The organism is Parasphingorhabdus sp. JC815 (assembly GCF_040717415.1).
GTDB lineage: Bacteria > Pseudomonadota > Alphaproteobacteria > Sphingomonadales > Sphingomonadaceae > Parasphingorhabdus.
The window spans coordinates 624811-646977 of record NZ_JBFEFM010000001.1 but is presented as its reverse complement, the minus strand read 5'-3'; the positions used below and the strand labels follow the sequence as shown (position 1 = coordinate 646977).

The following is a 22167-nucleotide window of genomic DNA, read 5'->3' as shown; positions in this document are numbered from 1 at the left end:
GAACCCTGCTTAAAACCGCCGTTAAAACATACTCTTAGGTATGATAATCACATCACCGGGACTCAGCATGACATTCGCCTTTGTCTGACCACGATCCAACAGATCGGAAATACGCAGCGCATATTCTTTTTGCTTGCCTGTCTCCTGGCTATAGCGAACCAGACGCGCTTTGTTTCCGGCGGCAAATTCGGAAAGGCCGCCAACCGCAATCATGGCATCCAACAAAGTCATATTGGCACGATATGGTATGGATGCCGGCTTTTCGGTCGCACCAACAATCCGGATTTGCTGTGAAAATGTACCGGAAAAATTGTTGACGATTACCGACACCAATGGATCATTAATATATTCCGACAATTGTAGTTTCAGGTCTTCGGCCAGCACTGCCGGGGTTTTGCCAACTGCGGTCATATCGGTAATTAGCGGCGTAGTAATACGCCCGTCAGGCCGCACCTGTACCTTTGCGCCCAATTCCGGATTGCGCCATACAAATATTGTCAACTCATCCAGCGGTCCGATGACATATTCTTCACCGGGGCCTTGCTGTTCCGAAACAAAAGACGCGGGCGGAAGCTCTGGTGCTGAAGCCGTGCTCGAACATCCGGCGAGCAGGATAGATAGCAGGCCTGCGCCAATCATATATTTTGGCCCGGACAAAAATTTCTTCTGGGTCATTTTCTTGAACGCAGCAGTCATATTTATTTCCTCACAAACAGCTCGTCACAAATGGCCAATTCCATATAGAATCTGGGCCAGTCGCGCATGATCATGGGAAAGCTATCAACGAAAATAGTGAAGATAGCGTTAGTAATGACTGAAATTTGAATAGATGGCCGCTGTCCAGACGGTCTGAAACAATGCAGAATATCGATTTTATTTTGCCGATTTAGCGAACGATTATCTCTTTTGCCGGTCCCTGTCCGAGGAAATTAGCCGGACTTGCAGTAGCGCCATAAGCTCCGGCACAGAAAATCGCGACGATATCGCCAACCTGCGCTTTTGGCATCTCTACATGGTCACTTAACAGGTCAAGTGGCGTGCAGAGGCAGCCAACAATAGAGACAACTTCCTCGGCTGGCTTTCTATATTGCGTGGCAATTGCGGCGGGATAATTGCGGCGAATGACCGTCCCGAAATTTCCGCTAGCCGCTAGCTGATGATGAAGCCCGCCATCCGCAATTAGAAATATTTCCCCCTGACTTTCTTTGCGATCAACTATCCGGGTCAGGTACACACCAGCTTCACCGACAAGATAACGGCCCAGTTCAATGGCAAAAAGCGTATTGGACAATATTTCCGGCAATTCAGCGAACTGTTCTTTCAATGCCACTCCGACCTGAGCAACATCGACCGGCGTATCTCCGGGAAAATAGGGTATGCCAAAGCCGCCGCCCAGATTGACATGTACCGGACTTTGCCCGATCTGCTGCGCCAGACGCGCGGCAAGTGCAATGGTCTGCGCTTGTGTTTCAATGATAGCATCGGCCTTTAACGCCTGCGACCCCGCAAAAATATGAAAGCCGCGCCAGTCTGCGCCTGCATCTAGAATCTGGCGCACGGTCGGCGCGACCAGATCGACATCCATGCCAAATTGCTTTGCGCCGCCGCCCATTTTCATGCCCGAACCTTTAAGGTCAAAATCCGGATTCACGCGCACGACAAGGCGCGGTTGAAGCCCCTCTTTTGCACCTATCGCCAAAGCGCGGTCACATTCTGTGGGCGATTCAATATTGATGGTCACACCCGCTCGAATAGCTTCCAACAATTCATCGTCGCGCTTTCCGGGACCGGCAAAGCTGATATGTTCCGCGGCTGCTCCCGCTTCTATCGCCATGGCCAGTTCCCCGCCCGACGCAATGTCAATCCCGTCAACAAGCTCAACCATTTGCGAGAGCAACGGCGCAAAGGGGTTGGCTTTCATGGCATAATGAATATTCAATTGCTCTGGCATAGCGGCGCGTAAGGTGGAGATGCGCGAACTTAACAGACTTCGGGAATAAACGAACAACGGCGATCCATGTTCCGCGACCAGCGCGCTGGCTTTTGCCCCGCCGATGGAAAGCTCACCATCCCGGCTTTCATAGCCATCAGGTATCGGACCAATGGGTTTTATTTTACTCATATTTTTGTTTCTTAACCAGAGCATTGCGGTCTAGTTTGCCATTAGGGTTTTTGGGAAATTCGTTCAGCACAATAATATCGCGCGGGTGCATAAAATTGGGTAAATTCCGTTTCAGATATTTGCCTAATTTTTGTTCTACAGTGCCGTTTTCCTGCGATTTCACCGGGCGAACATAAAGGCAGATCGCATGTCCCAAACGCTCATCCGGCACACCAACGGCCACCGCTTCTGCAACGAAACCCGACTCCACGGCAACCTCCTCAACTTCCGTCGGACTAATGCGATTGCCAGAGCTTTTGATCATATTATCAGTCCGCCCCACAAAATAGAGTAGCCCATCCTGTTCCCGACGAACAGTATCCCCCGACCAAACGGCTATTCCGCCATATTGTGACGCCGCTGGTGCCGGTTTGAACCGTTCGGCAGTGCGCTTCGCATCCTGCCAATAGCCTTTTGCGACCAGCGGGCCTGCATGAACAAGTTCTCCCTCTTCACCAATTTCCGCGACCTCACCATCAGCGCGTACCACCATGATCTCGGCAAAAGGTATAGCTTTGCCCATACTTGTCGGGTTATCATCAATCAGGGCTGGATCAAGATAGGTAGAGCGAAAAGCCTCGGTCAGCCCATACATCGCATATATATCTGTCTTACTGCCAAAAATTCCGCGTAACTGCCCAACCAATGAGGGGGTCAGCGCCCCGCCGCTATTGGTCAATCGCCGCATTGATTCAATTGCTTCCTGTGACCAGTCCTGATCAACCAATTGCACCCAAAGCGGCGGGACAGCGGCCAATGTCGTAATCTGGTTATGGGCACAGGCTTTGATAACATCGCGTGGCATAAGATAGTCTAACGGATAGGCACATCCTCCGGCATACCACGTGGAAAGCAATTGATTTTGACCATAATCGAAGCTTAGCGGGAGGACACATAATGTCCGATCATCCGGTTCCAGCTTTAAATATTGTGCAACACTAATCGCACCGAGGCCTAGATTATCATTGCTAAGCATAACTCCCTTGGGTCGTCCGGTTGAACCGCTTGTATATAAGATCGCCGCCAAAGCCTCTGTATCCGGGGTTAGCGCAGATGGTTCGAGAGGGTTTCCCATCTGCTCAATAATAGCCGAAACACCGGCCTCGTCCCGGATCTCACAATCCTGACCGAATGGCTTGTCTTGAGTGGATTCGGTAACGGGCTTTATTCGCCCGGCGTTCGCTATCATTAGTTTTGCACCGCTGTCTGCGATAATATGACGCACTTGCGCCGGTTTCAGCACCGGATTGATTGGCACATGTACCAAGCCCGCTCTAACTGTGGCCAGAGGCATGATACACGCCAGCTCCGTCTTTGGTAGCCAAGTAGCGACCCGCTCGCCCTTGGCCAATCCCTGATCCATCAACCAACGCGCCAATATTCCAACACGATGATTTAACATTTCATAGGTAAGAGCACCCGAACGCGTAACCAGTGCCGGGGCTTGTGGGTCTTTGCCAATGGCAAGATGGTCCAAGGGAAATGCCGCGTTTGTAAATTGAGTGTTCAAATGTTTAGCCTATGGGAAATGAGCAAAATATGAAAGATACGACCTTAAAGGTGAACAGTGAATATCATGATAATTTCCAGTCGGTGCAAGCAGTAGCTGGCGAAAAACTTGGTAGAGCTGTTCAAAAATCACTTTTTGATCGGTTAGAATGGTTAAAATATCTCCATGAGCTGTGTCTGCCAGAAAAACAGCCCGTCATTATTCAAAGCACCGACAATGAAACGCAAGCCTGGTTGTTTCTGATGAAAAAGGGTGCGGGACATTTCACCGCCCTCGCCAACTGGTATAATTTTACCTATCGCCCCGTTTTTGCTGATGACTATGACGAAAACACTAAATTGGCATTGCTTACGGGCTTAGCCAAAAAACTCAGGTCCTTCTCCCATCGTATAGAGATTTCACCGGTGCCAGAAGAAGATTTGTCGGCAAGTCTCGTCAAACAGGCGTTTGAGCAAGCCGGATGGATTGTTTTTAAATCGAAGGCAGATGATAATCATATTTTACCAGTAAATGGCCGAACGTTTGATCAATATTGGACTGAGCGTCCGGGACGGCTGCGTAACACTGTTCGCCGCAAAGCAAAGAAGAATATTGTTTCTACCCGCATTGAAACAATTTTTACCGAAGAACATTGGGCCGACTATCTTAAAGTCTATGCACAAAGCTGGAAACCGGAAGAAGGCAATCCGGATTTCTTGAAAAATCTTGCAAAACAGGAAGCACGGGCAGGATGTTTGCGACTGGGACTTGCTTATATTGATAGCGAGCCGGTTGCGGCCCAATTCTGGACCGTCGAAAATGGTGAAGCACTTATCCACAAACTAGCGCATGTTGAGGATGCGACAAAATCATCGCCGGGTACTTTGCTTTCTTTCGCTATGTTTCAGCATGTCATTGAAAAAGATGGCGTCAGTCTAATAGATTTCGGAACGGGTAATGATCCTTATAAACGCGAATGGATGGAAGATGTTCGCACAAGATATCATCTCGATATGCTCAGACCGATTAATCCCTTTTCATGGCTACCTATTCTGCGATACTTAATGTCAGCTCTTGTAGGAAAGCGCTGATCGTTTTAGGGATGCGCCGTTTATCCGGATTCGGGGGTTTTATTGATGGCGGAATATCTTAATTTGACACCTGAGGCCGCCGTGCGGGCTGTAATTCAGGACATTTTAGGGCTGGGCGCTGATCAGGTCAGTGGCTTTACCGCAGAGACTGAACTTTTCGGGGCCTTACCCGAATTGGACAGTATGGCTGTTGCCGGTTTGTTGACAGAGCTTGAAGATCGCCTCGATATAATGATCGAGGATGAGGAAATTGACGGAGAGCTGTTTGAAACATTTGGCAATCTTGTCGCCTTTGCCGAGATGAAAGTTGCTGCGTGACGGCCACGCTCGATTATTCGGGTTACAAGTTTAAAGGCTATGATGAGCTTTGCCTGAGAGCAGGAACTGGCCATCAGCAAACAATTTTATTCATCCCGCCCCTTTTCGATGAAATGAACCGTATGCGGCGGATGATCGTCGATGTTATGCGTTTGCTGGATAAGGGCGGCGTGGGTAGTATCTTGCCTGATCTTCCCGGCACGAACGAAAGCATTTTCCCACAAGAGGGAGCCAACCTCACTATCTGGAAGGAAGCTCTTCTCAGTTGCTCTCTAACAGACAAGCGATATGTCGCATCGTTTCGCGGAGGGTGTTTGCTCGATAATTTTGCTGATGAATCATGCAATCAAATAGTAGAAAAATGGAGATTTGCCCCTGCTAAAGGCTCCAGTTTGCTCCGAACCATGATGCGTACACGCATAGCGTCTGATAAAGAGGCGGGCGTGGTAACAAACATGACGAACCTCTCTGCTGAAGCGGAACGCGGGAATGTCAATCTGGCTGGTAACGCAATTGGTTCGGCAATGTTTGCTGAGCTGAAAACTGCGATACCGGCGCAATCAACAAACATTCGCACCGTCCAACTGGCAAATAACTCACAAGCCGCAGATGCAAAGCTACCCGGCTCCGCTTTGTGGTTACGTGCAGAACCGGATGATGACACTATATTATCCGCAGCGATAGCCGATGATATATTGGCATGGGTTGCCGTATAATGCGGTCGTTTCATCAATTTGACTGCCATGGCGAAATATTGGCCGGAACACTGGACGGGGGGCACAACTCTTGCGGGCTATTGATCGTTAGCGGTGGAAACGAGATACGAGCCGGTGCTCACGCAGGAATGGCAAAACTGGCCCAGAAATTATCAGCGGAAGGCTACCCGGTTTTCCGATACGACCGCAGAGGGATCGGAGACAGCAGCGGTATCAATCAAGGCTTTCTGGAATCCAGCGCGGATATTCACGCTGCGACACAATATTTTCGCAAAACGTGTCCCGGCATCACGAAACTAGTAGCATTTGGCAATTGTGATGCCGCATCGGCATTGACGTTATTTGGTAAAGGTCTGCCCGTTGATCGGTTCATACTCGCAAACCCCTGGGTGATTGAACAAACCGTAGCAGACAACCAAACAGCAACGGCTCCGCCTCCCTCTGCCATTCGCTCCCGCTATTGGCAGAGGATTAAAAACCCCCGGTCGATAATCGACCTGCTGACAGGTAAAATAGATTTGGGGAAACTGGTCAAAGGCCTCAAGCAAGCTAGTCAAAAGCATGAAAATACGGAATTATCCATCCGTATCAAAGACGGGCTTGCCGGGCTGCACAAACCTTGCAGAATCTTGCTAGCAAACCATGATACCACCGCCCTTGCTTTTCTTGCAGCATGGAATAGCAAAATATTTGCGAATATCAGAAAAATGCCAGACATCACCACAGGCACCATAGAGAGTGCGTCTCATGGTTTTGCCGATGACACTTCCCGAAAATGGCTGGAAAACCAGATTCTGGAAGTGCTCAAAAAGGCCTGATTATTCGGCAGCCACCAGCTCGAACTCTTGGGCCGCAAGGAAGCGTTCCGCATCCAAAGCCGCCATACAACCTGTGCCTGCCGCGGTCACTGCTTGTCTGTAGACATGATCCATCACATCCCCGCACGCAAATACTCCCGGAATTTTGGTTTTGGGCGTTCCCGGCTCCACTTCAATATAGCCGCCGTCGATCAGGTCGAGATGATCCTTGAAAATCTCTGTTGCCGGAGCGTGGCCAATGGCGACAAAAGCACCATCGGTTGCCAAATGGCTTTTTTCACCGGTTTGCGTATCGACCAGATCAACTCCGACCAGTCCGGCAGGGTCGCCGCCACCGACAAATTTTTCGACAGTTTTATTCCACAAGACGTTTATTTTGGGGTTCGCAAATAGCCGGTCTTCCAAAATCTTTTCCGACCGCAGACTGTCCCGGCGATGGATAAGAGTGACATCATCGCTGTGATTGGTCATATAAAGCGCTTCTTCGACTGCCGTATTACCGCCACCGATCACGACTACTTTTTTTCCGCGATAGAAAAAGCCGTCGCACGTCGCGCAGGCCGAAACACCCTTCCCGCTCAGATCTTCTTCGCCCGGCACTCCTAGCCATTTGGCCTGCGCTCCGGTCGCGATGACAAGCGTATCACCTTCATAAATGGTACCGCCATCGCCCGTCATACGAAAAGGGCGCTGGGACAAATCAACATCAACGATCGTATCAAATATCGTGCGCGTACCAACATTTTCTGCCTGCGCCTGCATTTCCTCCATCAACCATGGCCCTTGCACGACGTCACGAAATCCGGGATAATTTTCCACATCCGTAGTGATGGTTAATTGGCCACCCGGTTGCAGACCCTGCACCACTATTGGCTCTAATCCTGCTCGTGCACCATATATAGCGGCACTTAATCCGGCAGGACCGGAGCCAAGGATCAACATTTTTGTACGATGTGTTTCAGTCATTTTATATCCCGGAATTACCAATTTCGTTTATCCTCACATAAGGATGGAAGGCATCATTCGGCAAGTAGAGAAGCGAGAAGAATCGCTGTTCACCCGTATAATGCAGCTATCTCCCCATAGATTTGAAACCAGATATATTTGCGCCTGAGAAAATGATGATGGTTTCGTTTAACCGTTTGGCTGGCTTTACGCGCAAAGCAGAATCTGTCTCTTCCTGACAAAATTGCATCTAAATCGTGTTTTTGGCGTTGGTTCTGTGCAAACAATTCAGGAGATTAGCAATGCCAGCCAAATCAAAAGCTCAACAACAAGCAGCGGGAGCCGCTCTCTCAGCAAAACGCGGAGATACTAAAGTCGGTGATTTGCAGGGCGCTTCCAAAGAAATGTACGACAGCATGACGGAAGATGAACTGGAAGAATATGCCAGTACCGACCGCAAAGATTTACCGGATAAGGTTGATGACGATTGAGAAGCATCGTTGAACAACTTCCACGGATCAACGTGGATTTTTCCAATGCACCCGGTCCAATGGAACCAAATAGATAGCAAGCGGTTGATGAAATACCCCCAACAAAAATGGAGATCTAAAGTGAATAACAACACTATCAAAGGAAACTGGGAACAGGTCAAAGGTAACGTCCAGAAGAAATGGGGCGAGATTACCAATGATGAGCTTGACCAGATCCAAGGAGATCGCAAAATTCTAGCCGGGAAAATTCAGGAAAAATACGGTCGTAGTCAGGAAGCTGCTGAGCGTGAAATCGATGAATTTGAACGGACTTACTAAATTAACAGCCCTTTCTGGACCCTCTGGTCCGGAAAGGGGCTTTTTTATAGCGGGAAAGAATAGGGCGCATGTTTCAACAGTTTTCAACCATGTATATTCGGCTGAAAATTACAAAAATTGACCATTTTTGAAAAATGGTCGGGGAGACAGGATTCGAACCTGCGACCCCCTGGTCCCAAACCAGGTGCGCTACCAGCCTGCGCCACTCCCCGACGCGCGCCTCCCCTAGGACGTGACTAAAGGAAAAGCAAAGAGTTTTTATGTCTTTTTTAGCATAATTTAAAACTATGTCCTGCCGGGCCGCTTCAGCAAAGGTTGTAAGCTTATTGGATCGTGCTGTTTTTAAGATGTGATTTTAGTGCGGGAGTTAAAAATATTCTACAATATGCCCCTATCCCGCTTAGTTTTATGAGGGCTGAAAATCCTGATAGTCAGGTGACAGAATGAAGATAGATAGAGAAAGGTGTGCTTGTGAAATACTCCCTAAGTCTAATCATAGCTACATTAGCTATAACTGTAACATCACCGCTGCAAGCGCAGCCACTTACGCCATCATCCGTAGAGAATCCCTCTGCTGAAACTGTAGCAAGTTGCACAGCAGAAGTAACCTCCCGCTATGCTATGCTTGACCCACAAGAAAAAAAGCGGCTGACGATGGCAGAAATGATCAAAACCTGCTCGATAAATTCAAGCATGATAGCTTTTGCGAATGCCCAGAATGAAGCCTTTGCCAACAATCAGCGCGCCCATGAAGCGGCTGTGGCAGAATATGAAGCGAGCAAGGCCGCGTATAAGCAGCAGGTTCTGCAACAGCAGGCTGATTATGAAAATGCCCGGGACCAATGGCGTAAGGATGTGGAAGCATGCGAACGAGGAGACATGAGCAAATGCGCTCTGCCCCCTGTGGTTGACTAATATTCTGGACTGACGAAGGATTAGAATGTCTGGACGCCGATTAAGGCATTCCGCCTTTGCTAATTTTGCTTATCAACTGTGGATTGAGGGTGTGCGAAACTGTCTATAGATAACTCGCACCGCGCCAATCATCACCAATGCCAGAATTATAGCCACCATATCTGCAATCCAGTCAGCAAAACTGCTGTCGCGATTCAATGCAGGAATAGCCTGTATAAGTTCAATCACAGCGCCAAACACTGATAATAGCAGGAACAGATGGAACCAACGCAGACGCGGATAGGCAATCGCCATCATTATGCAAAGCACCATGAAAGCAAATCCATGCTGCAACTTGTCCCCAACGGCGATCTGTGGCGGATGGGGAGAAAATGCAAACCACGAAACAACGGCCAATGTAGACCAAAACCCGATTTGGATCAGCCGTTGCAATGTCATGGAAACGTCCCTTACAGATTAAATCTTAATCGTATCTAGTGCGACACAGCAAATGCTGTCCAGCTTTCATATATAAATTAAAATACCGTAGGACGGATTCTGAACGAGCCATTCACGGGCGATTCTTTCAGCCTTGAGCGCTGGGCTGACGAATCAACACATCAAACCAAGGACGGATAGAAACAGCGATGAGATTGTTACTTCTCGGCCCTGCGATCTATCAAGCTCTCCTCGCATGGGCGATTGGCTAGAAATTAGATGTCCAGTCTCGCGATAGCACGCGCAAAGCTATAGCAATGCGGGGGGTAATGGTGGGCCCGGAGGGATTCGAACCCCCGACCTAGCCGTTATGAGCGGCCAGCTCTAACCAACTGAGCTACAGGCCCCGGAAAAACCGTGTTTCAATGAAACTTGGCTCTTCAAGGACCGACCCGATAGCGGATAGGCGGATGATTTGGCAAGCAACTAAACGAAAAAAATCCCTCTGCTATAATCATCTGATAATCTGGCAGTCATTACTGGCCGTTCAGGCCCGCCGCTTCAATTAACTGATCCACGCTAATCGGTGCAGCCTCGCGCTCCAGCAGATGATCAATAACCTCACGCCACCAATCATAAAAGCGGTCAAGATCTGCGTCCGTCTGAACATAAGGCGTATGTCCGGCAGAAAGCGACGGCGAATGAAAAGAAAAAACAAGCAATTTGAGCATGTCATCCAGAGCAACATCTATTGCTTCCTTGGCTTCGCGGGCAGACACGCCTTCTGGCGTCAACGGAATACGCTGTAACATTTTTGATTTTGAAAGGAGCGCGCTTGCCGTTTTCGACCGGTTGAATAAAGGTGAGAGCATATCCCCTTGTTTGCGAAAAATACCAGAATATACGGTTGTCAGAGGCACTTCCAACAGGCTTTCTGGCCTAAGCCAAAATGGTTCTGGACCTATATTTGAAAAATCTGGCCCTGATTGATCGTGATAATCAAAACGGGAGCGCACACTGCTATCAATAAGGAAGCCATGTTTTGCCAGAATTTCGATGCTGTTTGGCCCCACGCCATAGCGCCCTGCCCGATAAATTATCGGCTGCGCCCCTGTTGTATCCTCAATCAAATCTCGTAGCGCGATAATTTTTGCTTCTTCCAGTTCCTTCGGGAGATTACCCGCAAAGCTGTTGTGAGAATTTACTTCTTCTTCAAAAGGAGGATTGATCCATGGATGCAAATGAACACCAACTGATGCAGTGTTTTTAGCGATAACAGATTTCAGAAATGCAGCCGCTTCATCATTTTCAACGATGGAATAATCTACAAAATACACCGGCTTAATATCATATTTTTCAATAAATGACTGGAATCGTTGTAGCTTCCCAACCGAAATATTGCTGTGGCCCGTGCGACTGAAAGGACCATCCCAATCAAATTCTTCTTCGGTGTCAACACTGATGAGGAAGCGACGACCAAAATCCATTGGTAAATCTACGCGATTCTCAGAGGCTAGTTCCGACTTTGTAAACATAGCAGCCCCTTATGTCAGATCGCACTTATTGTTCGATTATTCGTATTCTGTTTCTTTATCAGCCATTTCGCTAGTCTCGGCAGCTGGAAGGGTCAAGCCTATCCTGTCATCTGTTATGATGAGTTTTCCATTTGCCGATTTGACTAAATTGCGTACCAGACGGAGCGAAAATCCAAGCCCTAAAAGAGGGGCGTCGCTAATGTCCCCGTCGATACCATAGGAAGGATCGAGCAGATTCTCTTCAGATATTTCGCGGATACGCGATGGGCGATTCAGACTAAGATAATTGACCGGCGATGATCCGAACCGGGTCTGCAATTCCGCTTTCAATTCTTCCCCGTTTTCACAACCCAGAATTGCAGCCGATAATAATCGTGTAAATATCCGCTCCACCGAGTCACTATCGGAAGCAAAAGACAACATCGGCTCGGCAACAGAAAAGTTGAAGTCCACACCCCGGCTTACCGTTAAACTTTGCAAACGTTGTTTCAGGCGCTGAATCAGCCAATCGGGATCGGTTAGCCCGGACTGGCTTTCCATTTGGCCTGCATCAATTTTCGCAGCGATATCCAAATCCTCGAATCCGGTCAGCAATCGTCGCGCTTCTTGCGTTATATTATGTGAAAGACTCCGGTATTCTGCCGATGCAGGACCAAAAATCTGTTGCTCGATGATCTCGCTAAACCCCATGATTGCATTAAGCGGAGTTCGCAATTCATGAATTAATTGCTGTAACTGTTCGCGCCGCTCTACATCCACGCTGTCAGGGGCTACATCTTCCGCAGCATTAGGCCGCTTCATAATACCGCGATATCCTCTGAAACGGCCAGTTTCTTCACCGAAATACGGAATTGCGGTAATCCGCCAATCCCCGGCAATGACTGCGGCTCCGCAAAGGCGCATACGCGCATTTTCAAGTGGCATTCTTTGCCGGAATGCTGCGGCACCATAAGCATCAGGACCAGGACCGTCATCGAACGTCGGTTCTGCTATTGTTACGCCGACAATTGCGCCCTTCGGCGGACCTTCTGCCCAGATGATAGTGCCGCTGTCGTCTGTTTCAAAGCGGATTATATCAATCGTTTCGGCGAGATAGTCGTGCAGTTCAGAATCAGAAACAAGGGATCGAGGGCTTTTACCTTCGCGCTTGCGTTGATAATCCGCAATTTTCGTTACTAAATTACTGATTTGGGAAATCTCGCCCATATCGGGATCGACGATTTCCTTCTCTGCCAATGGGTCCGAAACTATATTGTCGGCCTCTGAAACATCATCCTGTGTATCCTCAGGCGTATCCTCCGGTGTATCGTCATTTGCCGATGACAGAAGAAAGGGCAATTCTACCCGCGCTGACGCGTGGCGCGTTATCGCATCCCTCGTTAATGGCCCCAAGTCTGATCTGGTCTGCAAGCTGTTGCGCCCTTGTTGCGGCAATCGCGGGATTACATCCCTCCATTCACCGTCGGTCAAATCCGCTGCGTGAATGGCAGCATCGCATATCGGGTCACTATCGTTACAAAGATAAACCAGAAGCGTAGCAGATCGCAAACGGCCATGGAGCGCTTTTATCGCAGAAACCCTCTCAATCTCAGGAACCCGTTCATGTAATTCATGTAATCGGTCAAATCCCGAACGAATATCGTCATACGTCAGGCGTTCAGGGTTTTGAGCCAGGAGATCAACGATCTGACACCATTGCAACGAAGCAGTATTCCCTTCTGGAAGGGGACCTTTTAGCACTGTTTTCAAGCGATCATCGTAGCGCACGAACTATTCCGGTGTGTAGGGTTAAAAATCATTAACAAGTTGATAACCGCGATATCGACTTATCGTAAGTCCTGAATATTTCTCGTCACAATGTGGGACAAATGAGCAGCTATTGCTTGCCGCACTAATTATATTATAACAATATATTGATTCGTGAATGGAAATTGCAAAATAATGTCTGATATAAATCTGGATGAAATTGATCGACAGATTCTGGAACGTCTACAAAATGAAGGCCGCGTTACCAATGTAGAACTGGCGAATAGTGTGGGATTAACCGCTCCGCCTTGTTTGCGGCGGATGCGCGCATTAGAGGACAGCGGGATCATTACCTCTTACCATGCTGCGATTGACCCCGCGAAAATGGGATTCACGATCACCGTTTTTGCAATGGTCAGCCTAAAAAGTCAGGCTGAGGAGGATCTGAAAGCCTTTGAAGATCATGTCGATCAATTACCCGAAGTGCGTGAATGTTATATGCTCAACGGTGAAATTGATTTTATGCTAAAAGTTGTCGCAAAAGATCTTCAGGAGTTTCAGAGTTTTTTGACAAGAAAATTAACATCTGCCCCCAATGTCGGCAGTGTCAAAACGTCATTGACTATAAGGTCAGCGAAAAATCTACCGGGTGTGCCCATCCTATAGCAGTTGGTTAGCCTATCTGGTTAACAACTATATAGAAAGATGCGCCCTGCTGGCTTTCTGGATGCTTCAGAACGGAACATAAAAAAGGGCGCCAGAAGCGCCCTTTTCCATATCTGTATCATATTTATTCGGTCGTGGGCGTTTCTTCTCCCGCAACCGCTGCATCTGAAGCAGGAGTTGTTGCAGGATTAGCTGATCCCGCTGCCTGCTGATCAATCCACAATGACCAAAAATCAGCAATCGTCTTGCGGCTGCCAGTCACACCTGCAAAAGCCTGCTTTGCTTCGGCCCAGTTCTTTTGACCGACATTGGCTATCCCCAGGCCCATCTGTGCGCGTGCCACGTCTACGCCGCCCTTGGATATCGCAGCTTCATATAAATCCGCTGCTTTTGCATAGTCTTTATAGCTGAGCAGGGCATCGGCAGTGGCCAAAGCGATTTTACCGTTAGCCGAGCTTTTTGCGTCACGTTCGGACGCAGGCAGACTGGCTTTATCTGCCGAAACAGCACCGCGGGCAGCAGCCAGAGTTTCTTTCACATAGGTGCTGGATGGCTTAACATTACCTTTGGCAAGTCCCTCTTCCAACAGTGAAACGACTTCACCTGGCAATCTGCGTGGATCTGCGGCATCCGCATATTCAAAATAATCCCGCTCGCTCTCCATTGCATCAGCTTTACGCATCAACCGCATCAACTCCAGATTTTCCTGGTTTGACAGCTTCGGGTTTGCTGAATCACGATATACCGACAATGCGGCGCGCCAATTTTCACCGGATGGATAGGCTTCAACCAGATTATAGGTCCATTTTGCAGCAGCACCGTTGGTGTTATTCTGCATCGCTATGCCTGCGCCGCGGCGATACCAGTCTTGGGGAGCCTTGGTACCTTTGCTTTTTTCCAGTTCAATCGCGCGGTCCAGCATGGACAGGCCTTCTGAAAACTTATTCAGTTTGAAATTGGCTTCAGCGGCCAAAGCGCCAACGCCATTATCGGTATAGCCGGCATCAAATGCTTGCTGCAATTTTTGAGCAGCGTCATCAAAACGTCCTGCGCCATAAGCAAAATTACCGGAATAGAATAAGAAGGCAGGTTTTTGTTCTTCAGGTGTCCTGCCGCTGGCCAAAGAGGCATTTATGCCTTTTTCCTGTAAATCTGTGTCTTTCAGGGTCGATCCAAGCTGTATTGCAAGCTGACCGGCAACATATTGGTCATCACCCGTCAGTGGTTCGGCCAAAAGTGCCTCGACAAGCGGTTTTGCCGTAGCCGGTGTATCAGTTCCCATAGCTTTTTGAATAGCAGCAATTTTTGGCTTAATTTCATTACTGATCTTGAGTTTGGGGGCTTTCTTCTTTTTCTGGGCATGTGCATCTTGCGGCATGGCTGAAACGGCTAGTGTTCCAGCAGCAGCAAGTGCTACAGCCATAGAAAAATTAGATAAAAAACGCATATAAATCCTCCGATTAAAACTCTGTTGTCATCAGACCAACGTCGCTGGCCCGAATATGGTTGCACCATTAAGCGTCTTGGCCTTATTACCAAGTTTCACTCGCTTTTATAGGGTAAATCCACTGAATGAACCTTGAACGAAGCCGTCCCCAACCTGTAAGCTGATATGGCTTACATGTATAAAAGTGTAAATTCCCAATCTTATCCCAAACTTATCGAGGTTAGCCGTGATCGCCATTATCTCCCCTGCCAAATCGCTGGATTATGATAGCCCCCTTCCCGCACATGAACTGACCGAGCACCGCTTTCCCGAAGAGACGGCACGGCTTGCGGGGGCAATCTCAAATCTATCCAAGAAAAAGCTCAAAGAGATAATGCCCGTATCAGATAATCTGATTGCGCTTAACCATGGCCGGTATAGCGCATTTTTCGAACAGCCGGAGCGCGCAGCAATTTTTGCATTTGATGGTGATGTTTACACCGGCTTTGAAGCCCAAAGCCTGTCGGCAGAGGGATTGAATTTTGCCCAGAACCATTTGCGTATATTGTCCGGACTATACGGGCTGCTGCGGCCATTGGACCCGATCAGACCCCACCGCCTTGAGATGGGGACAAAATGGGCGCCACGCTACAAAAAACTGACTGACTTCTGGAAAGATAAAATAGCCAACGCGCTTGCCAGTGATCTTGATGATATGCACGAACGTGTAATTATCAATCTGGCCAGCAACGAATATTGGGCCGCGGTCAAACCACACACCGATAAATTAAACGCCCGGATCATAGAAGTGGACTTTCGCAAGGACGGCCCCGATGGCCCGAAGTTTATAAGTTTCGAAGCCAAACGCGCACGCGGAATGATGGCGCGCTATATCTGCGAGAACCATCTGGACACTGTCGAAGCATTGAAAGGGTTCGACAGTGACGGCTATCAATTTGACGCGCAATCAAGCACCGATGACAGCCTGCGTTTTATCCGCTCGTAAGCAAAATCCGTCCCTTGAAATCCGGTCCTGATTATTAATGGAAAACGGCCTTGAAAAGCTGGCTTTTCCTTGCTGCTTGTCCTAGAAGAACAGCAATTTAATAACCCATGAAAAAGGCCTGTTTGTGAACGAACAAACCACTGCACCCGAACCGTCTGGTATTGAACCGATTGATATCGTCGATGAAATGAAATCGAGCTACATGGATTATGCCATGTCGGTCATTGTCAGCCGCGCATTGCCTGATGTCCGTGATGGCTTGAAACCAGTGCACCGGCGAATTTTATTCGCCTCGCAAGAAGGCGGCTTTGTTGCCGGACGCCCCTATCGCAAGTGCGCCAAAATTGTTGGCGATGTGATGGGTAATTATCACCCGCATGGTGACAGCGCTATATATATGGCTTTGGCGCGTATGACGCAGGATTGGTCAATGCGGGTGCCGCTGATTGATGGTCAGGGGAATTTCGGTTCGATGGACCCCGATATGCCAGCATCCATGCGCTATACCGAAGCGCGGCTTAACAAGGTTGCGAACAGCCTGCTAAACGACCTCGACAAAAATACAGTCGATTTTGTCGATAATTATGACGGCAGCCGTAAAGAGCCGTCGGTTCTCCCTGCCCGCTTTCCTAATCTGCTGGTCAATGGCGCTGGCGGTATTGCCGTTGGTATGGCGACCAATATTCCGCCACATAACCTTGGCGAAGTCATAACTGCCTGTCTCGCATATATGGAAAATTCAGCCATTACTGTGGATGAACTTATCGAGATTGTCCCCGGCCCCGATTTTCCCACTGCTCCGCTGATATTGGGGCAATCCGGCGCGAAATCTGCTTACAAAGAGGGCCGCGGTTCTATCATGATGCGTGCACGTCATGAAATTGAGGAAGGACGCGGCGATAAGCGCTCAATTGTTTTGACATCGATTCCTTTTCAGGTCGGCAAGTCCGGTCTGGTCGAAAAAATTGCCGAAGCGGCAAAGGATAAGCGGATTGAAGGCGTATCCGACATTCGCGACGAATCAAGCCGCGCCGGTGTTCGCGTGGTCATTGACCTGAAACGTGATGCAACCACTGATGTAGTGCTGAACCAGATCTGGCGTTTCACCCCGGCGCAATCGAGCTTCCCGGCCAATATGCTGGCCATTCGCGGCGGTCGGCCCGAAGTACTGAACCTGCGCGATATTATCGAATCCTTCGTCAAATTCCGTGAAGAAGTCATCACCCGGCGCACGAAGTTTGAACTTAATAAAGCCCGTGAGCGGGCGCATGTCTTGCTTGGGCTGGTCGTTGCCGTCACCAATATGGATGAAGTCGTACGCATCATTCGCGGATCGTCAACCCCCGCCGAGGCGCGCGAATCTTTGCTTGCACGCGAATGGCCGATTGCGGAAATCGCCGGTTATATCAAGCTGGTAGAAGCCGTTGAAACCGATGTTGAGGGTGATGTCTATAAATTATCCGCCATTCAGGTGAAGGCGATATTGGACCTTCGCTTACAGAAGCTGACCGCGCTTGGACGCGAAGAAATTGGCGATGAATTAAAAGAGCTGGCGGCCGCGATTGAAGAATATCTCGCGATACTGGCTGATCGGGCAAAACTTTACGCTGTGATGCGCGAAGAACTGGAAGCAGTGCGTGATGAATTTGCAACGCCCCGGATAAGCGAAATCACCGCTGCATGGGATGGTCTGGAAGATGAAGACCTGATGGAGCGCGCTGAAATGGTCGTCACCGTTACCCATGGCGGTTATATCAAGCGAACCCCGCTTGATACGTTCCGTGCACAGCGCCGTGGCGGCAAAGGCCGCGCTGGCATGGCGACGAAGGAAGAGGACGCGATTACCGCGCTCTTCGTTACTTCAACACACACGCCGGTGCTGTTCTTCTCAAACCACGGCAAAGTATATCGTCTGAAAGTCTGGAAATTACCGGAAGGCGGACCGCAAACCAAGGGACGGCCTATGGTCAACCTGTTGCCTTTGGCTGATGGCGAAGCCATTTCGACAGTTTTGCCGTTGCCGGAAGACGAAAACGAATGGGCCAAACTCCACGTTATGTTCGCGACCGCTCAAGGCAGCGTGCGGCGTAACAGCATGGATAGCTTCACGAATGTGCCCTCCAACGGCAAATTTGCAATGCGATTTGATGATGATAGCGATGACCGCCTGATCGGTGTAGAATTGCTCAGTGAAAATGATGATGTTTTGCTCGCGACGAAAAACGGTAAGGCTATTCGCTTTGCCGGCGATGCCGTTCGCGTGTTCCAGAGCCGCACATCAACGGGTGTGCGCGGCATTACTCTGAAAGGCGACGACGAGGTTATCTCGCTTTCGGTCCTTCGCGGAATGGAAGCATCTACCGAAGAACGTGATGCCTATTTGAAAGCCGCACCGTGGAAAGACAATGATAATATTTCGGAATTGTCACCCGAGCGTCAGGCCGAATTTGCTGAAACCGAAGATTTCATCCTGACTGTTTGCGCCAATGGCTATGGTAAGCGATCCAGTGCCTATGAATATCGCCAGTCCGGACGAGGCGGTCAGGGTATCCTCAATATTGACAACATCAAACGTAACGGCACGGTTGTCGCCAGCTTTGAAGCGACTAATGAAGAGCAGATAATGCTGGTCACCGATCAGGCCAAGCTGATCCGCATGAAAGTTGCCGATATGCGAGTGATTGGCCGAAATAGCTCGGGCGTAAAACTGTTCGATGTATCGCCCGGCGAACAGGTAGTTGGCGCGGCCAAAATTGATGAAGAAGATGAACCGGAAAACGAAGCCGAAGAGCTGGTAGCGGAAGAACTGGCGACAGAACCGCATCAGGAAACGGGCCCGGAAGGCGATAGCGAAGCATAATCCCGCCACCGTTATTCCTTTTGCGGGAATGACGGTGCGTGACGCAGACGTATCAGGTTATTAAACGCTTTCCTACAATGCTGCGCTAATGATAGGATGCGCCCCGTTCTCAACAATATATAATTGTTTCGTTACATTATCCGTGCTGGAAAGAATTTCCTTTATTCCAGAGATAGCTTAGTCTTATGTTGGAAAATCCCAAAAAAGCGGAAATGGCGGAAAAAAACGGTTCCTTGGTGTGAACTTAGTGAACTTAAGAAATATAGAATGCTAAAAATAGCATCTACCAAATAAAAGGAGATGATGTCCATGATCGTCACACCATCAAACCAATCTTGCGGTGCCACTGTTACCGGCATTGACCTGACAAAGCCCCTCAATGCGGAACAAGTGGCCGAAATCCGGAACGCGTGGCTGGAACATCATGTCTTGTCTTTTCCCTCGCAGAAAATGTCTGACGATGATCTGGAACGGTTCACGCTTTATTTCGGTGACTTTGGCCACGACCCGTTTTTCGCGCCGGTAGATGGCCGCGAGCATATTGCTGCTATCCGCCGTGATGCCGACGAAAAATCGCCTCTCTTTGCCGAAAACTGGCACAGTGACTGGAGCTTCCAAGAGCATCCACCCGCCGGAACATGTTTGCGGAGCATTATAATACCGCCAATGGGCGGCGATACATTATTCGCCAATCAACATGCTGCGCTTGATGATATGCCTGCCGAGATGCGCGCCAAATATGAAGGATTGACGGCAATTCACAGTGCTCAGCTTGCTTATGCGCCAGAGGGAACTTATGGTGACAAGGACGCAGAGCGTAGCATGGCCATCCGTCCTGATGAAACGGCACGGGAAACACAATTGCACCCCCTGATCCGGGAACACCCGGAAACCGGGCGTCCGGGTCTGTTCAGTTGTCTGGGCTATATTATCGGATTTGAAGGCATGGCACAGGAAGACGCCCTGCCCTTGCTACAGGAATTATACGCTTGGCAAGGCCGCGATGAATTTGTCTATCGGCATAAATGGGAACCGGACATGCTGGTCATGTGGGACAACCGTTCTGTTCTGCATTGCGCCACTGGCGGCTATGAAGGGCATGACCGGCTGCTCCATCGTACAACCATAGCGGCCCATAATGCATGATCTTTCACTATGGATTCGCGACGTGCAATTTATCTCTTAATGCGCGCACTACCCCGGTTGCGATCAGAAATTGTCCCACATAGTAGAGCGGCCAGACAGTCCAGTCGGGGATTATTGAATCACGCAAAAACCCGGTCCGTGAGAAGATGAACAGATCCGAGATAACAAAAAGCAATGCACCGATACCCACGCGATACCGAGGAAATTCACTGGTCCATGCTGTGGCAGCCATTACCGCAAGAAACAGCGTGTAAATCGCAAAACCCAGAGCATCTGCACGATCAAAAGGTAATGACCATGCCACAAAAACCGTGACTGGAACGAGCAATATAGCAAATAATTTCTGGCTAAAGGACGTTTCAGACCGGCGGTGACGCAAATAAAGCGCGATCGCAAAACAATGGCCGATCAGAAAAGCCGAGGCTCCCAATATCATGTCCAATTCAATCAACATATCGCCAAGAGCACCAAACGCCATGACGGTGGCAATCAACCGACCTTCAAAACCATGAAGCCGATGCAGTGCATAAATCGCCAGAAACCCGACTCCTGCGCCCTTCCACAGCATTTTATATGGATCGGGTAATTCCGGTTCACCGAGTATAAACACAAAAAAATAGCTGATCCCGAACAACAGGCTGAGCAGCACATAGGGACGAGAATCAATGATCGCACGCTTCATCACCATGGCCTATCACGCTCCCGGGCACACTGCCAGATTGACTTTTACCACTTGCGGCAACACACAGGCGCTCATGACACAGGTACATATCATTGGCGGCGGATTAGCCGGATCAGAAGCAGCATGGCAATTGGCAGAGGCAGGTATCAAAGTGCGCCTGTCTGAAATGCGCGGAGGCGGGGAAATGACGCCAGCGCATCAAACTGACGGGCTGGCCGAACTGGTTTGCTCCAACAGCTTCCGTTCCGATGATGCAGAGAAAAACGCCGTCGGATTACTACATGCCGAAATGCGCGATTTGGGCTCGATCATCATCGGAGAGGGTGACAAGAACCGTCTCCCTGCCGGTTCCGCACTGGCCGTAGACCGCGACCATTTCTCCGCTGGTGTTACTAATACGATTAGCGAGCATGCCAATATCGAAATTGTCCGGGAACGGGTTGACGAACTACCTGAAAGCGGACTGACGATTGTGGCAACAGGACCGCTTACCGCTATGACATTGGCAGAAAATATAGGGGCTGCAACCGGTGAGGACTCACTTGCCTTTTTCGACGCTATTGCACCCATTGTTTATAAAGACAGCATCAACATGGACATCGCCTGGATGCAATCACGCTGGGACAAGGTTGGCCCCGAAGGCGATGGCAAAGATTATATCAATTGCCCGATGAACCGCGATCAATATGAAGCGTTTATTCAAGGGTTGCTCGACGGGGAAAAGACCGATTTCAAGGAATGGGAAAAAGACACCCCCTATTTTGAAGGCTGTATGCCAATCGAGGTCATGGCATCACGCGGACCCGAGACGCTGCGTTACGGCCCGATGAAGCCGGTCGGCCTCACAAATGCACACACCGGCGAGAGTGCCTATGCCGTAGTCCAGCTTCGTCAGGATAATGCGCTGGGTACTTTATGGAATATGGTCGGATTTCAGACGAAATTGAAATATGGCGCTCAAACGGAATTGCTCCGTTCAATTCCCGGATTGGAAAAAGCCGAATTTGCACGCATGGGCGGATTGCACCGCAACACATTTATCAACGCGCCCAAACTTCTCGACAAAGAAATGCGTCTTAAAAAGGCACCCCATATTCGCTTTGCCGGGCAGATTACGGGCTGTGAAGGCTATGTCGAAAGCGCTGCGGTCGGTTTAATGGTTGGCCGTATGGTGGCAGCTGAGATCAAGGGTGAGACTTTTGCTTATCCGCCGCAAACCACAGCTTTCGGAGCATTGCTATCCCATATTACCGGCGGCGCTGACGCAAAAGATTATCAGCCAATGAATATCAATTTTGGTTTATTTCCGCCTTTTGAACAGCGGGTGAAGAAAAAGGAACGTAAAGAGGCTTATACCGCGCGCGCGCGCAAAGATTTTGCCGACTGGCATCAGAGCATGTATGAATCGCAAGTCGCGTAAC

The 22167-nt window shown here is 49.3% G+C and carries 21 protein-coding genes and 2 tRNA genes; 12 read left to right on the top strand and 11 right to left on the bottom strand.

The genetic code is table 11. From position 1 onward, the window contains the following. Positions 1–21: 21 nt before the first annotated feature. The 3 genes from AB1K62_RS03070 to AB1K62_RS03060 all read right to left on the bottom strand — a co-directional run bounded on the left by AB1K62_RS03070 (position 22) and on the right by AB1K62_RS03060 (position 3671). Positions 22–675, bottom strand: coding sequence for an XrtA/PEP-CTERM system exopolysaccharide export protein (locus AB1K62_RS03070; RefSeq protein ID WP_367002049.1), 654 nt, complete (start codon positions 673–675; stop codon positions 22–24). A gap of 211 nt (positions 676–886) precedes the next feature. Further along, positions 887–2113, bottom strand: coding sequence for a pyridoxal-dependent decarboxylase, exosortase A system-associated (locus tag AB1K62_RS03065; protein WP_367002048.1), 1227 nt, complete (start codon positions 2111–2113; stop codon positions 887–889). A gap of 1 nt (position 2114) precedes the next feature. After that, the gene (locus AB1K62_RS03060; RefSeq protein ID WP_367001145.1) at positions 2115–3671 is read right to left on the bottom strand and encodes an acyl-CoA ligase (AMP-forming), exosortase A system-associated; all 1557 of its coding nucleotides are present in this window, start codon (positions 3669–3671) and stop codon (positions 2115–2117) included. Positions 3672–3700: 29 nt separating this feature from the next. Between AB1K62_RS03060 and AB1K62_RS03055 the strand changes: the two genes are divergently transcribed. The 4 genes from AB1K62_RS03055 to AB1K62_RS03040 are packed head-to-tail and all read left to right on the top strand — an operon-like array spanning position 3701 to position 6593. Next, complete coding sequence (locus tag AB1K62_RS03055) at positions 3701–4741, top strand: GNAT family N-acetyltransferase (protein WP_367001144.1); 1041 nt, start codon at positions 3701–3703, stop codon at positions 4739–4741. Positions 4742–4786: 45 nt separating this feature from the next. Continuing rightward, positions 4787–5059: an acyl carrier protein gene (locus tag AB1K62_RS03050; RefSeq protein ID WP_367001142.1), complete on the top strand. Its 273-nt coding sequence runs from the start codon at positions 4787–4789 to the stop codon at positions 5057–5059. Next, positions 5056–5775: a hypothetical protein gene (locus AB1K62_RS03045; RefSeq protein ID WP_367001141.1), complete on the top strand. Its 720-nt coding sequence runs from the start codon at positions 5056–5058 to the stop codon at positions 5773–5775. The genes AB1K62_RS03050 and AB1K62_RS03045 overlap by 4 nt, the downstream gene beginning before the upstream one ends. Beyond that, entirely contained in the window at positions 5775–6593 is an 819-nt protein-coding gene (locus tag AB1K62_RS03040) for a hydrolase 1, exosortase A system-associated (protein ID WP_367001139.1), read from the top strand. The genes AB1K62_RS03045 and AB1K62_RS03040 overlap by 1 nt, the downstream gene beginning before the upstream one ends. On the opposite strand, the gene trxB is transcribed toward AB1K62_RS03040, so the two are convergent. Continuing rightward, complete coding sequence (gene trxB, locus AB1K62_RS03035; RefSeq protein ID WP_367001138.1) at positions 6594–7559, bottom strand: thioredoxin-disulfide reductase; 966 nt, start codon at positions 7557–7559, stop codon at positions 6594–6596. 281 nt (positions 7560–7840) lie between these two features. Between trxB and AB1K62_RS03030 the strand changes: the two genes are divergently transcribed. Next, on the top strand, positions 7841–8029 hold the full coding sequence (locus AB1K62_RS03030; RefSeq protein ID WP_367001137.1) for a DUF3008 family protein: 189 nt from the start codon (positions 7841–7843) through the stop codon (positions 8027–8029). A gap of 120 nt (positions 8030–8149) precedes the next feature. Further along, entirely contained in the window at positions 8150–8347 is a 198-nt protein-coding gene (locus AB1K62_RS03025) for a CsbD family protein (protein WP_367001135.1), read from the top strand. Positions 8348–8482: 135 nt separating this feature from the next. On the opposite strand, the gene AB1K62_RS03020 is transcribed toward AB1K62_RS03025, so the two are convergent. Continuing rightward, positions 8483–8559, bottom strand: a tRNA-Pro gene (locus tag AB1K62_RS03020). Positions 8560–8818: 259 nt separating this feature from the next. Here AB1K62_RS03020 and AB1K62_RS03015 point away from each other — a divergent pair. Beyond that, entirely contained in the window at positions 8819–9262 is a 444-nt protein-coding gene (locus tag AB1K62_RS03015; protein WP_367001133.1) for a hypothetical protein, read from the top strand. A 72-nt stretch (positions 9263–9334) separates the two neighbouring features. Here AB1K62_RS03015 and AB1K62_RS03010 read toward each other — a convergent pair whose 3' ends face one another. The 4 genes from AB1K62_RS03010 to AB1K62_RS02995 all read right to left on the bottom strand — a co-directional run bounded on the left by AB1K62_RS03010 (position 9335) and on the right by AB1K62_RS02995 (position 12981). Beyond that, positions 9335–9700, bottom strand: a complete 366-nt coding sequence (locus AB1K62_RS03010) for a hypothetical protein (protein WP_367001130.1) — start codon at positions 9698–9700, stop codon at positions 9335–9337. Between the two features lie 309 nt (positions 9701–10009). Further along, positions 10010–10086: transfer RNA gene (locus tag AB1K62_RS03005), tRNA-Ile, on the bottom strand. 129 nt (positions 10087–10215) lie between these two features. After that, positions 10216–11214 carry a polysaccharide deacetylase family protein gene (locus AB1K62_RS03000; protein WP_367001128.1) on the bottom strand — a complete coding sequence of 333 codons (999 nt, stop codon included), beginning with the start codon at positions 11212–11214 and terminating at the stop codon, positions 10216–10218. A 36-nt stretch (positions 11215–11250) separates the two neighbouring features. After that, on the bottom strand, positions 11251–12981 hold the full coding sequence (locus AB1K62_RS02995; protein ID WP_367001125.1) for a HAMP domain-containing sensor histidine kinase: 1731 nt from the start codon (positions 12979–12981) through the stop codon (positions 11251–11253). Positions 12982–13155: 174 nt separating this feature from the next. Between AB1K62_RS02995 and AB1K62_RS02990 the strand changes: the two genes are divergently transcribed. After that, complete coding sequence (locus AB1K62_RS02990; protein ID WP_367001124.1) at positions 13156–13626, top strand: Lrp/AsnC family transcriptional regulator; 471 nt, start codon at positions 13156–13158, stop codon at positions 13624–13626. Positions 13627–13750: 124 nt separating this feature from the next. Here the strand turns inward: AB1K62_RS02990 and AB1K62_RS02985 are convergent, their stop codons facing one another. After that, positions 13751–15073 (bottom strand): hypothetical protein, encoded by a 1323-nt coding sequence (locus AB1K62_RS02985; protein ID WP_367001122.1) that lies wholly within the window; start codon positions 15071–15073, stop codon positions 13751–13753. Between the two features lie 226 nt (positions 15074–15299). Between AB1K62_RS02985 and yaaA the strand changes: the two genes are divergently transcribed. The 3 genes from yaaA (at position 15300) to AB1K62_RS02970 (ending at position 20064) form a co-directional block, all read left to right on the top strand. After that, entirely contained in the window at positions 15300–16058 is a 759-nt protein-coding gene (gene yaaA / locus AB1K62_RS02980; protein WP_367001120.1) for a peroxide stress protein YaaA, read from the top strand. A 124-nt stretch (positions 16059–16182) separates the two neighbouring features. Further along, positions 16183–18918 carry a DNA gyrase subunit A gene (gene gyrA, locus AB1K62_RS02975; RefSeq protein ID WP_367001117.1) on the top strand — a complete coding sequence of 912 codons (2736 nt, stop codon included), beginning with the start codon at positions 16183–16185 and terminating at the stop codon, positions 18916–18918. Between the two features lie 309 nt (positions 18919–19227). Then, positions 19228–20064 carry a TauD/TfdA family dioxygenase gene (locus tag AB1K62_RS02970; protein WP_367001116.1) on the top strand — a complete coding sequence of 279 codons (837 nt, stop codon included), beginning with the start codon at positions 19228–19230 and terminating at the stop codon, positions 20062–20064. Positions 20065–20071: 7 nt separating this feature from the next. Here AB1K62_RS02970 and AB1K62_RS02965 read toward each other — a convergent pair whose 3' ends face one another. After that, positions 20072–20746, bottom strand: coding sequence for a lysoplasmalogenase (locus tag AB1K62_RS02965; RefSeq protein ID WP_367001113.1), 675 nt, complete (start codon positions 20744–20746; stop codon positions 20072–20074). A 73-nt stretch (positions 20747–20819) separates the two neighbouring features. Here AB1K62_RS02965 and trmFO point away from each other — a divergent pair, with 73 nt between their 5' ends. Then, the gene (gene trmFO / locus AB1K62_RS02960) at positions 20820–22166 is read left to right on the top strand and encodes a methylenetetrahydrofolate--tRNA-(uracil(54)-C(5))-methyltransferase (FADH(2)-oxidizing) TrmFO (RefSeq protein ID WP_367002046.1); all 1347 of its coding nucleotides are present in this window, start codon (positions 20820–20822) and stop codon (positions 22164–22166) included. Position 22167 lies beyond the last annotated feature (1 nt).